This is a genomic window from uncultured Gimesia sp., from assembly GCF_937919775.1.
In the GTDB taxonomy this organism is placed as follows: Bacteria; Planctomycetota; Planctomycetia; order Planctomycetales; family Planctomycetaceae; genus Gimesia.
This window is the reverse complement of the sequence record NZ_CALFPF010000118.1, coordinates 1-12697: the sequence shown is the minus strand read 5'-3', so window position 1 is coordinate 12697 and position 12697 is coordinate 1. Positions and strand designations below refer to the sequence as shown.

10 protein-coding genes are annotated in these 12697 nt (G+C 50.7%); 4 read left to right on the top strand and 6 right to left on the bottom strand.

The annotated features are described in order from the left end of the window. Both Q0294_RS03290 and Q0294_RS03285 read right to left on the bottom strand, forming a co-directional pair. Window positions 1-590, bottom strand: a 590-nt coding sequence (locus Q0294_RS03290; RefSeq protein WP_299460890.1) for a hypothetical protein, incomplete at its 3' end; no start/stop codon positions are given. Between the two features lie 177 nt (window positions 591-767). Continuing rightward, window positions 768-2846 (bottom strand): ABC transporter ATP-binding protein, encoded by a 2079-nt coding sequence (locus Q0294_RS03285; RefSeq protein WP_299460888.1) that lies wholly within the window; start codon window positions 2844-2846, stop codon window positions 768-770. A 404-nt stretch (window positions 2847-3250) separates the two neighbouring features. On the opposite strand from Q0294_RS03285, the gene Q0294_RS03280 reads away from it, so the two are divergent. Continuing rightward, a complete protein-coding gene (locus tag Q0294_RS03280; RefSeq protein WP_299460887.1) occupies window positions 3251-4699 on the top strand; it encodes an MATE family efflux transporter in 1449 nt (482 codons plus the stop codon). Between the two features lie 28 nt (window positions 4700-4727). On the opposite strand, the gene Q0294_RS03275 is transcribed toward Q0294_RS03280, so the two are convergent. From Q0294_RS03275 to Q0294_RS03260, 4 genes are all read right to left on the bottom strand, one after another. Beyond that, a complete protein-coding gene (locus Q0294_RS03275) occupies window positions 4728-5465 on the bottom strand; it encodes a lipoate--protein ligase family protein (RefSeq protein WP_299460885.1) in 738 nt (245 codons plus the stop codon). 1 nt (window position 5466) lies between these two features. Beyond that, on the bottom strand, window positions 5467-6849 hold the full coding sequence (lpdA, locus tag Q0294_RS03270; RefSeq protein ID WP_299460883.1) for a dihydrolipoyl dehydrogenase: 1383 nt from the start codon (window positions 6847-6849) through the stop codon (window positions 5467-5469). Between the two features lie 61 nt (window positions 6850-6910). Beyond that, a complete protein-coding gene (gene odhB / locus Q0294_RS03265; protein WP_299460881.1) occupies window positions 6911-8092 on the bottom strand; it encodes a 2-oxoglutarate dehydrogenase complex dihydrolipoyllysine-residue succinyltransferase in 1182 nt (393 codons plus the stop codon). Between the two features lie 327 nt (window positions 8093-8419). Further along, window positions 8420-9364, bottom strand: coding sequence for an SMP-30/gluconolactonase/LRE family protein (locus Q0294_RS03260; protein WP_299460879.1), 945 nt, complete (start codon window positions 9362-9364; stop codon window positions 8420-8422). Between the two features lie 215 nt (window positions 9365-9579). Here Q0294_RS03260 and Q0294_RS03255 point away from each other — a divergent pair, with 215 nt between their 5' ends. From Q0294_RS03255 to Q0294_RS03245, 3 genes are all read left to right on the top strand, one after another. After that, a complete protein-coding gene (locus Q0294_RS03255) occupies window positions 9580-10764 on the top strand; it encodes a M20 family metallopeptidase (RefSeq protein ID WP_299460877.1) in 1185 nt (394 codons plus the stop codon). Between the two features lie 545 nt (window positions 10765-11309). Further along, window positions 11310-11642, top strand: coding sequence for a PadR family transcriptional regulator (locus tag Q0294_RS03250; RefSeq protein WP_299460875.1), 333 nt, complete (start codon window positions 11310-11312; stop codon window positions 11640-11642). Then, window positions 11629-12697: hypothetical protein (locus Q0294_RS03245; protein WP_299460873.1), on the top strand; the 1069-nt coding region annotated here is incomplete at its 3' end. The genes Q0294_RS03250 and Q0294_RS03245, both read left to right, overlap by 14 nt.

Sequence of the window (12697 nt, the reverse complement as noted above, 5' to 3'; positions counted from 1 at the left end):
TCAGATCTTGCAGAGACGATCTCTCTGAGTTCGTGCACTTCCTTTTTCAATTCACGAATTTCATTTTGCAGCTGATGCAGCAGTTCGCGAATTTCCGGAGGATGCGGCGGCAGTCTGTGACCGAGACGTTTCGCGTTTTCGAGCTGTTCCCGCACATGGACTTCCTGTTCTTCCGCTTGCCGATGAATCTGATGGGCCATGTCAGGCAGACCCGCTTCATTTAAGCTTTTCGCTGCGAGATGCATTTTTTCGATGCGATGTTTCTGCTGTTCAAGATTGTGTACCCAATCGCGATGTGCCTCGTGCATATTTTCCCGGTCGCGGTGATGCATCTGTTGATCCGGCCGCTCAGGTAACGCTCCGATGGCTTCTCTCTCACGCTGTCTGGCGTTCTGCTCTGGTTTGTCGGGGCGCTGTTTCCTGTCTCGTTCTTGTTCCAGGTAGCGATCAATGGCTCTTGTCAGCGGTTCTTCTTTTACATCCGTCGGTGGCTGTGCATTGACCTGAGCCTGGGGCGAGAATGAAGTATCCCATTTCAGCAGGCAGGCGATAAATAAAACGATCAGAGCGGTCGCGAGCGTCGGTTTCATGGGTCATTTCCTGTTTCTGAAATGCGGGGAAGGAAATACAGGATGCCGGGGAACCGGTTCCATCCTGCGTTGCTGGTATCATAGCAGTCTCAGAACCGCGCGTCGAGATTTTGATTTCTGGGGAAATCGAAACCGAAAAAGAGCCTTGATTCGGATCTGTTCCTGAGAGAGACGACCTCAGGCAGCACGTTGGAGAATTTGCGCGCTCAACAGTTTCTTGTAGATCGGACAGGTTTCTAACAGACTGTGGTGGGGACCGGTGGCGACCACTTTTCCGGAATCCATGACAATGATCCGGGTTGCAAATTCAAGCAGGCTTTGTCCGATTGAATGCGTAATGATGAAGACCGTCCGTCCGGGAGCGAATTCTTTCAATGCTTTGTGAATCAGAATTTCACTCTGGGAGTCGATGGCTGATGTTGCTTCATCCAGAATCAGGATTTCAGGATTTCGCAAAATCGCGCGTGCCAGTGCAATGCGTTGCCTTTGGCCACCTGATAACTCGTGTCCTTTTTCGCCCACGTTATAATGCAAACCATCGGGCAGTTGTTCAGCAAACTGTAAGACATGCGCTTTTCTGGCGACAGATTCGATTTCCGATCGACTGGCCTCGGGGCGACCGTAACGGATGTTTTCCAGGATTGTGTCATCAAATAACATCGTTTCCTGCGAGACAACGCCGATATGATTTCTCAGATCTTTCAGGCGAATATCGCGGATATCGATTCCGTTCACACACACGCTGCCTTTATCCGGGTCATAAAATCGCGGCAGCAGATTGACCAGCGTGGATTTTCCGGAACCATTTTCGCCGACGACCAGTACGACTTCACCTGCGGCAATTTCCAGATTGACGCCATCGAGAATCGGCTCGTTATTTCTGGTAGATTCTTTGCGTTGTGCGTAAGTAAAATCGATATTTTTGAAATGGACGGATTCCAGTTGTTTTGGAAAACGTTGAGGATCCTCAGCTTCTTTAACCAGTGTTTCGCGGTCGATGATCGCAAAGATACGTTCCGCGGCGGCACCGGTTCGTTTGAGTTTTGAATAGACGGACGACATTTTTCTGGCAGGGTCGGTAATTCCTGCCAGTAGCGCATACATCACGCCGAGGGTTGCTACATCCATTGGTGCTGAAGCCAGTTGTATTCCCCAGATTTCTGTTTTTCCGCGCAGGACCAGATAAGCACCGGGAATCAAAGCGATAAAAATGGCCATCATTCCCAGCATTTCGGTCGTCGGACTTGTGAGAGAATCGATGCGGACAATTCGCAATGCTTTTTTGAAAAACTCTTTATTCTCGTGGTGAAAGCGATTGCGATGTTTGCGGGCGCCGTTAAAGGCGATAATGACTTTGGAACTGTCAAAGGATTCTTCGAGCGTTTTATAAATACGCGACATGCTTTCCATCATTCTCTGACTGGCATGTTTCAGCTTTTTTCCGATTTTATAAAACACAATGGCAATCAGAGGTGCAAAAACGAACGACAGCAGCGTCAGACGCCAGTTGATCAGAAAAGCAAAAATGATACAGGCCAGGGCTTTGAGAGGTTCCCGAACAATCTTGCCCCCCATTAAAATCAGACCTTGAGATAGCACCTGCATGTCAAATGTAAAACGTGACATGAGTTCTGCCGTCCCCTCGTCGGAGATGCTCTGGTAGTCCAGATCGAGCACTTTGCGGAAACATTCTTTGCGAATCGCCATCGTAGCCAGTTCGACCACGCCGCCCACGATGACATCCTGTGTGAAAATGCACAGCCCCTTAATAAAAGTGGCGATTAATAATAATCCCAGAATGAGTGCAAAAGTATCGAAATGGTCGTCAGGAATCCAGGGGATAATAGTCGATTGAACCCACTTTAACGCTAACAGATCTCGCGACGCGTTACTGAGTTTTTGCTGTTGTCGTGAGTGCTCACTTAGCAGGTTAACCGGCGCTTCTGCCAGATCAGAATGAGTGGCCTCTTCCGGTAGAGTACCGGGTGCCGCATGATTCAGTTTTTGTGGCTGAATCTGGATGGACAATGCTTTCAGGGCTTCCTGTTTTTCCTGAATGATTTCTTCATTCGCATGGATCTTTTTCTGCACATATTCATTCAGGCTTTCCCCCTCCAGTAAAACTTTGATGACTGGGAACGCAACAGAAAGATTTGCGCCCCACAGCACAGCGACCAGGATTGCGAAAAAGACGGAAACGACCAGTCGCCGGCGGTAAGGCCAGACATAATGCAGAATTCTAGCAAAACTGTTCACACTGATTTCTCTGTTATTTGATGTCATACGCATGTACTAAGTATCGCTTGTTAAATAACTTATGTTTTAATTCAGGCTATGTGTTGCTCGGCCTCGCTCATTGATTTTGTAGAGACACCGTGCTGGAAAACGCGAATTAAACTAGGAATCGGAAATCAGGTCCAGATGAGATTTAAATATATGTCGAAATGAACACGTTTTTCTGAAGCGGGGGGAACATGAGTTGCGCGTTTTCCGCAGAAACTCATTGCGAACTTCTTGTGAATCTGATGTGTCGTCTGAAGAGGCATTTTCAAAACTTTCTGCTATGCTGCCAATTAGAATTTCATGGTTCAATATCTCTTCACTACAATCCCCTCGATTGTATGCAGGCCCCTTTATTCCTTTGACTGGATCTGTGCAGGATGGGAGATTCTTCCCTTAAAAATCAACACTCAAAATTGCAACCAGGAAGCTTGCGCGAACTGGCTAATGTGGCTGTGCCATTGGTGTTGAGTTGCGGGTCACTCTCCATCATGCATGTGGTTGACAGAATTTTTTTGACGTGGTGGTCTACCGATGCGGTTGCTGCTGCTTTGCCCGCGGGTTTGATTCAGTGGGCAGCCATGTCGATCGCGATGGGAAACGCAACCTATGTGAATACCTTCATCGCACAATATGAGGGGGCCGGCCAGAAGCAGCGCGTTTCGGAATCTTTCTGGCAGGGGGTCTATCTGGCTTTGATCTGGGGTGCCATTCTGTTACTTGGCATTCCGCTTTCGTCACACATATTCTACTGGATTGGTCACGTCGCAGAAGTGCAGACGCTGGAAGTCGATTATTTTTCGATTCTCTGTCTGGGTTCGGGCCCCGCTTTGATCTCGATGGTTCTCTCCTGTTTTTACACGGGACGCAGTAAGACAATGGTCGTGATGTGGATTAATCTGGCCAGCGTGCTCGTCAACATGATTCTGGATTATTGTCTGATCTTCGGCGCAGGTCCATTTCCGGCGATGGGCATCAAGGGGGCAGCCATTGCGACCGTGATTGCGAACATCTCTACAATGCTCTTCTACGTGTTGATCATTTGCGCCAAACACGAGGCCCGCGAATATGGCTTGTTCAATCATTATCGCTGGAATCGGGAATTGTTTTTGCGATTGCTTCGTTACGGCTTTCCGAATGGGATGCTCTTTTTTGTGGATATTGTCGGTTTTACCCTGTTTGTCGTGCTGGTCGGTCGCTTTGGGAAGATGGAACTGGCGGCCACGACGATTGCTTTCAATCTGAACTCGCTGGCATTTATCCCCATGATGGGAGTTGGGACCGCGGTGATGACGCTGGTGGGAACCCGGGTCGGCGAAGGCCGACCGCTGCTGGCTGTCACCACGACCTGGAAAGCGTTTGCGGTGTCGGCTGCATATATGTTGCTGTTTATCGTGATCTATATTGGGTTTCCTGAATTGCTTTTGCGCCCCTACGAACCGGAAGTGGTGACTGCTGAATTTCTGCAGGTCAAGCAGATGACGGTGACACTGCTGCGGTTTGCTGCCCTGTTCTCATTTTTCGATGCGATGGTTGTGGTATTCGGTTCGGCCATTCGCGGAGCCGGTGATACCCGGTTCTGCATGATATATTCGCTGGTCGCGGGCTGGGCTGTCATGGTTATTCCCACCTTTCTGATCTGGATGTATGCCGACGAAAAACTGTTTGGCAGTTGGACCGCCTGCACTTCTTATATCGCCGTGTTGGGAATCGGATATCTGATTCGTTTTCAGGCGGGCCACTGGAAGAAAATGCGCGTGATCGAAGATCACTTTTCGGAACCGGTTACTGAAGATGAAGAACAGCCGTTTCAGGAAGCCTTAATCTGATCGCGCGACTTGGCTGCAGTAACGTGAATCAGCGGCGGAGATTCCATTTCTCCGTCGCATATTTCTCTGTCACCAGTTGCTTGACCCGTTCGAGTGGCAGCTCAGGTTCTGCTGAGCGAGCGTGCCAGGTCTCGATGAAAGCCCGTGTGAGTTCCGCCTGACTGAGGGGATAGTTTGTGACAAAATCGAGATGGTCGCGCTGGCTGCGGTATTCCGGCTCCCGTTCGGGACTGGTCAGATAGCGGGGAATCCGATCCAGGTCAAAGTCGTAAAGCATCGTGCCATGATGCAGGAGTGTCGTCGTCAACCAGCGTTGTGAATTACCGGAAAATTTTTGTCCCTGAACCGTTAAGTCACTGATTCCCCGGAGTTCGACTTTTGATTCCGGCTTGATCCGGTTGAGGGTCGCGGAAATACGATTTAAAATGGCCTGTGTGGTGGCTTCAATGCCTGCCAGATGTTGCTCGGCGGTGATCCGCAGAAACAACGAAAAGATGAAACATCCCGGCCCCAGCAAAACCGTGCCGCCACCGGTGCAGCGTCTGAGAACGGGAATGCGATCCTGTCGGCAGGCCGCCTGATTCACATTCGCGGCGACCTGATTGGAACTGCCCAGGACCACCGCATATTGATCTACTTCCCAGATTCGCAGACAGCCGGCGGAATTCTGTTCGTTGATCTGATAGAGCAGAGCTTCATCCAGCGCCAGATTTTCTGCGGGAGTGGGCAGAATCGTATCAGAAAAGTGGCGGCTTGATTCCAGCATCTCAGAAATTGAGTGCACGCTTATCAACGGCGAGCGCGGCTTCTTTGACCGCTTCCGCCAATGTCGGATGCGCGTGGCAGCAACGGGCAATGTCTTCGCTGCTGGCCCCGAATTCCATCGCGACGGCACATTCTGCAATCAGATCCCCGGCACGCGGTCCGATGATGTGGACGCCTAGAATGCGGTCGGTATGTTTGTCGGCCAGCATCTTAACCCGACCTTCGGTTTGTCCCATCGCACGGGCGCGACCGTTGGCCAGAAACGGGAAAGAGCCTTTGTTGTATTCAATGCCCGCTTCCTTAAGCTGCTCTTCCGTTTTGCCCACCGCGGCAATTTCCGGATTGGTATAAGCGATGCTGGGAATTGCATCGTAATTGACGTGGCCGTATCCGGTCACCAGATATTCGGCGATAGCGACCCCTTCGTCTTCCGCTTTGTGGGCCAGCATCGCGCCGCCAATCACATCGCCGATCGCGTAAATTCCTTTTACATTTGTTTCATAATGGGAATTGACGGGGATGAAACCACGCTTGTCAACTTCAATGCCGACATGCTCCAGGCCGAGCTGATCCGTATTAGGACGTCTGCCCACAGCGACGAGCACGCGGTCGCAGCGAATCGTTTTGCCGTCCGCAATTTCCACATCGCAGGTTTTGCGGTTCGCTTTCACTCCCGTCACGCGGCAGCCTAACTGAAATTCCATCCCCTGTTTTTCGAAGATCTTTTTTGCTTCGTTGGCGATCTCGGTGTCGGTGGTGGGCAGAATGCGGTCCAGGTATTCCAGAATCGTGACTTTGGCTCCCAACCTGCTCCAGACGGCGCCCAGTTCCAGACCAATCACCCCGCCGCCAATCACGACCAGATGCTTGGGGACCTGATCGTATTCGAGCGCCTCAGTGCTGGTGCCCACGCGATCGCCGTCCAGTTCAATTCCCGGTAGAGTTGAAGGCTGGCTGCCTGTGGCGATCAGAATGTGTTTTGCTTCGAGTTCCACCACTTCTTTACCGTCATCCACTTTGACCTTGCCCGGTGCGGTAATGGTGGCGTGGCCTGAGTAGCGGGTAATTTTGTTTTTCTTGAACAGAGAGTCAATGCCGCCCCCCATCGTTTTCACGACCCGGTCTTTCTGGCTGAGCATTTTGGCCAGGTCAAGCGATAACGAGCCGACATTGATGCCGCGGTCTTTGAAGCTGTGTTGTGCTTCTTTGTAAAGTTCACTGGATTCCAGCAGTGCTTTACTGGGAATACAACCCACGCGCAGACAGGTGCCTCCCAGCATGCGTTCTTTTTCGATACAGGCGACATTCAAACCCAGTTGAGCAGCACGAATGGCAGCAATATAACCACCGGGACCAGCACCGATAATAACCAGATCGTGGTTCATTTTCTCTTTTTCCTGAAGCGACAGGAAACCTTTCAGAGTCTCTATAATTAGCGATTGATTCTTAGACTTCCATCAGCATGCGTGATGGTTCTTCGAGGACCTCTTTGACTCGTTTGAGAAAGACGACCGCTTCTTTGCCATCCACGACACGATGATCGTAAGTCAGTGCGATATACATCATGGGACGAATCACAACCTGACCTTTGATCGCGACGGGGCGTTCCTGGATACCATGCATCCCCAGAACACCGCTCTGTGGCGGGTTGACGATGGGAGTTGAAAGCAGGGAGCCGTAGACGCCCCCGTTGGTGATGGTAAACGTACCCCCCTGAAGCTCTTCGAGGCTGATTTTATTGACCTGGGCGCGCTGGCCGAAGTCATTGATCTTGAGCTCGATGTCGGCAAAACTGAGCCGCTCTGCATTTCGCAGAATGGGAACCACCAGCCCTTTTCCGCCGCCGACGGCAATGCCGATGTCGTAGTAATTCTTGAATACGAGGTTAGTTCCCCGGATTTCGGCGTTGATCTGCGGAAATTGATTCAAACCGTCCACGACCGCTTTGACAAAGAAAGACATGAAGCCGAGTTTGACATCGTATTTTTTCAGGAACAGGTCTTTATACTGAGCCCGTAATTCCATGACCGCTGACATGTCGACTTCGTTGAACGTGGTCAACAAAGCCGCATTCGACTGTGCTTCCACGAGACGTTCCGCAATTTTTTTACGGATGGGACTCATGGGAACAATTTCTTCTTCGCGAAACGCACCGTTCTCAGACGAGGCAGAGGCCTGATGGGCGAGTGCATCTTCTTTCAGTACGCGACCTCCGGGTCCGGAGCCTTTCACGTCAGCAGGTTTCAAGCCTTTTTCGGCCATCACTCTGGCGGCAGCCGGCATGATCCGATCACCGGCACCAGCGCTTTTTCCTGAAGTCGGGGCGGCAGCGGCTGCTGCTTTGGCCGGGCTTTTCGCGGGAGCGGGTTCTGCAGTGCCTGCCGGGCGTTCGGCTTCTTCCAGATAGCCGATGACTTCACCGACGGCTGCCGTTTCACCCTGTTTTTTCAGAATTTCGATAATGATTCCGTCCAGGGGGGCCGGCACATCAAAGGTGGCTTTATCGGTTTCGAGCTCAACGATTTCACTGTCTTGAGCGACCCATTTTCCTTCTTCTGCGTGCCAGGCTCCGATTTGGACTTCGGAAATGGATTCCCCCACAGAGGGGACTTTGATTTCAACAGACATCGGGCAATATTCTCCAACCGAGTCATGGGGAAAAAACGTATGATTTCAGACTTAATCCGGCGAATTTTATACTTTGTGGCGAGCAGCAAATTGGATTATGACTTCTAGGTAAAGCCAGCACAATTCCCGCGTGCAGGGAAGATGATAAACAGAAAAAATATTTTGATTATGAAGAGAGCACCAGGAAAAAAGCCGCTGATCCGAATCACACAATAGAAAAAACGCTGGTCTTTTTATCGGCTTTTCAGCCAGACCAGCGCTTAGATAATCTCTCTCAAGGTATTATCGAACCAGACGTAACAAGTCTTATCAGTCGTATTACGAGACTCAGGACGACTTGCCGGGGAACCGATGTCCTTTAGCTTTCGTGTCGATCCGATACAGCGAGGTGCGTGCGGTAATGAACAGGCTCGCGTTATCTTTGCCGCCGAAAGTCACATTCGCGGGTTTTTCAGGAACTTCGATGATTCCCAGCAGTTTCCCTTCCGGCGAGAAAACCTGGAGGCCTAAGCCTGAAGTAATATAAAGATTCCCCTTGGTATCAATCGTCAGCCCGTCTCCGCCACTGCCGGGCTCTTTGTAACCTTCGGGCTGTTTGAGCGAACAGAACACGTGTCCTTCACCAATTTTCCCCGGCGCCGTGACGGGATACGACCACATTTCCTTGGCCGCACTGGGAATGACGTACAGCGTTTTTTCATCGGGAGACAGAATCACGCCGTTCGGCGCTTTCAGATCGTCAATCAAACGGGTCACTTTGCCCTCAGCAGATCGATAATAAACGGCGACGGTTCCCTGTGGCAGCGGTTCGGGAGCCCGGAAATGGGGGTCGGTAAAATAAACGCCACCTGTACGATCCACCACGAGGTCATTCGGTGCATTGTACCGTTTTCCCTGATAATCGGCTGACAGCGGTGTCACCTTTTTGTCTTTCAGATTGATGCTCACCAGACGCCCATCCATTTCGCAGGCCAGCAGGCTGTTCTCGCCGTCCAACATCAGGCCATTGCAATGATTCGAAGGCTCGAGAAATACAGAGAGCTCACCCTTTGAGTCGACCTTGTAAATTTTGTTGTCGGGGATATCGGTGAAATAGAGATTTCCCTTTAAATCGAAGGCGGGGCCTTCCGTGAATTTCAAATCGGTAAACAGTTTTACTGGTTTGCTCACTGGGCCGATGCCGGGAATCTCGGAATCATTTTCGGCCTGGGTCGTGGCAGACAGGAAGAGCAGTATGACCGCAGCGGCAGTCCAGTTCAGTATTTTTCGCATCAGAGGCTCCTTGGAGTACGAGGCCAGCGTAAAGGGGGGGAAGTATGTTCTCTCTATTAGAGTCATCCTGCCTCATAAAATTCAACCTTCTGAAGAATCTGAATGCCGTATCAGTAGAAATCAGGCCCCTCATGAGGGACACTGGCTGGTGATAAAATGACGAATACAGCGCCTGTATATGCATATAATAAGCTTGAGTAGAAGGTTTACTTTCCATGGATGCCGTTCGGCTGCTAAAACAAATTATTTCCATTCCCAGCGTGAATCCGATGGGACGCGCTGTTTCCGGTGATATCTATTTTGAGGGAAAACTGACTCAGTTTTTATGCGACTATTTTGCCGAACTGGGAGTCGAATACGAGTCAATCGAAGTTGTTCCCGGCCGCAATAATGTCATCGCCCGCACCCGAGTGAAACCGGGAGCGCCAACCATTCTGATGGACGTGCATCAGGATACGGTACCGGCTGAAGGAATGATCGTGCCGGCATTTGAAGGGACCGAAAAAGACGGGAAAATCTACGGACGGGGTGCCTGTGATGTTAAAGGAGGCATGGCGGCCATGCTGATGGCGTTCACCCGCCTCGTGCAAGACAACCCGCCTGATGCCGCCAACGTGATTCTCTCCTGCACCTGCGATGAAGAAGCCACAGTGAAAGGGATCGAACATCTGGTTCAGTTGTGGGAAAACCCCTCTGGTCTCAGCCAGATTCTGACAGAGCCGCCTGATCTGGGATTAGTCGCCGAACCAACGATGCTGGATATTGTCGTCGCGCATCGGGGCGCGACGCGCTGGAAAATCAAAACGACTGGCAAAGCCTGTCACAGTTCCCAGCCGAAGGATGGCATCAACGCCATTTACCGGATGGCCGATGTCATAAAAGCCCTTGAAGCCTACGCGGAAGAACTTTCGCAAATGGAAGCGCATCCGCTGTGCGGTCCGCCGACGCTGAGTGTCGGCGTGATCGAAGGGGGCGATAGTGTCAACATCGTGCCGGACTGGTGCACGATTGAAATCGATCGTCGCGTGATTCCCGGTGAAGATGGCATCGTCGTCATGAATCAGGTCGAAGAATATCTGAAACAGAAACTGCCCTTCGATTTCGAAATGCTGCCCCCCTGGATTACCGGCGTTTCACTCTCCGATCATAATAACGGCGAATGGAGTGACCGCTTGCTTTCAGTGATCGATACCGTGGAACCCGGTCACAAAAAAGTGGGCGTCCCTTATGGTACGCATGCCGCACGTGTGAATCAGGGAGGCGTCCCGGCAATGGTGTTCGGCCCCGGTTCCATCGCCCAGGCACACACGTTTGATGAATGGATTGAGATCGATCAACTGTTGAAAGCCGAAGAAGTCTATTATCAATTCTGCGCCACCGCCGGTCGCATTGAATCGTAATCAGAGCTGTGAGGTTGTTAACTCTGCGCACTGTCGGGCCAGCCGACAGTGGCACACGCTGCCCGAATTGATCGTCGATTTTCAAGTTAAGCACGCCTCTGCACGGGTGGTTCCGAATGCCATTCGAAATGGCCGCAGGCAACAGGATGTTGCAGAGCATTCGTGGAAAATCGAAACGATGGACCGAACAAAAAAAGTAGGGTGCGGACCCATGTGTCCGCCCGCCTGGCCGGGTTCGAATTAGATCAGACCAACGAGAGGGAACCGGTGAAAACGTTTCAAATGCCCTCTAACAATCCACGCTTTTAAAACTCATATTTTCCCGATGAGTCTCCAACCAAAGTGAGCGGAATGGCGCCAGCCACCGTTTTTGAAACAGCGACCCTGGCACAAGAAACGGCGGCTGGCGCCGAGCCGCTCAGGATTCTGTGTCCCCAATTTCAATATGGCCCAATTTTCCAATCTCAAAAAATTATCTTGACAGCCAATACATAGAGCGGCTATATATGGTATATGTAGTCATCCTATGTATTGGAGTAAATACAATGAATCCTCAATTATTTGCAGGCACGATGGAGATGCTCATTCTGGAACTGGTTTCCGAAGGGCCCACGTATGGTTATGAAATCACGCAGCAGGTGACCAATCGCTCGTCGAATGAGTTCGAGCTGAAAGAGGGAAGCCTCTACCCGGCGTTGCATAAACTGCAGCGTAAGAAACTGTTGAAATCGTTCTGGCGGGAAGTCGATGGTCGCAGACGTAAGTATTACGAATTGACCATACAGGGGCAGAAAGCCTTGAACGAAAAACGGCAGGAATGGAAGCAGTTCTCCTCCGCCATCGATCGTATTCTGGGAGCACAAAGTGGCCTGGCCTGAGATCAGCATCGACGATTTTCCTCACCACCGCGACGATGAACCGTCGTCGCTGCGGCAGGATATCATTGATGAACTCAGCGACCACTTTGTCTGTGCCTTGAATCGAGAGTTATTGAAGAATCCGGACGAGCAGACAGCAAAACAACGCGTAATCAATCAGTTCGGTGATCCCATCAAAATCGCCCGCCAACTCTGGCTCGACGCAATGCAGGAGAAAATTATGTCGCAACGTATTATGACTGGAATCTCAGCTGTGATGGCAGTTTGCTGTATCGCTGTAGTGGGAATTGCCTGGATCCTGGTGCAGGAGAGCCGGGTGGTGAACCACAAGATGCTGGAGCAGTTGGTGGCGATTGCTGATCGACCACAACCAGTGGCCCCGGCTGGCAGAGATCAGCAAATACTGGATCAGCTGAAAGAACTGAAACAGGAACAACAGGCTGCAGCCAATGCCAGCAGTGAAGGTATGAATCAGATTTCATTTCAACTGATTCAAGACAATAAAGACAAAAAACCGGCCGTCAACTTTAAAGGGACGTTGACAAAAAGTGGAAATCAGACAGAGTCGTTTTCGCTGGATGCAGTCAGCAATGCAGCGGGAACTCTAGATTTTGGGATTCTTCCCTGGGGGAGATATCAACTGAATTTGAATTCTCCCTGGGGAGAGTCTTTTCATCAGTTTGTAACTGTGATACCCGGCCGAAATTATTCACAGACAATCATTTGCCCGGCAGAGGCACCGGAAAAAGTCCCCGTTCAATTTCAAGTGAACTGGCCCGGTGATTCCAATGCGGAAGACTGGGTTCTGTTATGCGACTTTCGCAATTCATCAGACGGGAAGCATCAGTTTGAGAGTAGCCGGCTGATTGCAGATCAAAACTGGATTTACAAACGGATTCAGCAAGATCATTTTAATGGTGTCTATCTCATCAGCAATAAGAATTTAATAACAGCATGCCCTTTAGGCAGAGAAGGGGAATATGAAGACATTGATGAAAAGCAGCTGGTTGAAACTTCTTCGATCAAGCTGAGTCAGGGGATATATGTTTTGCCCG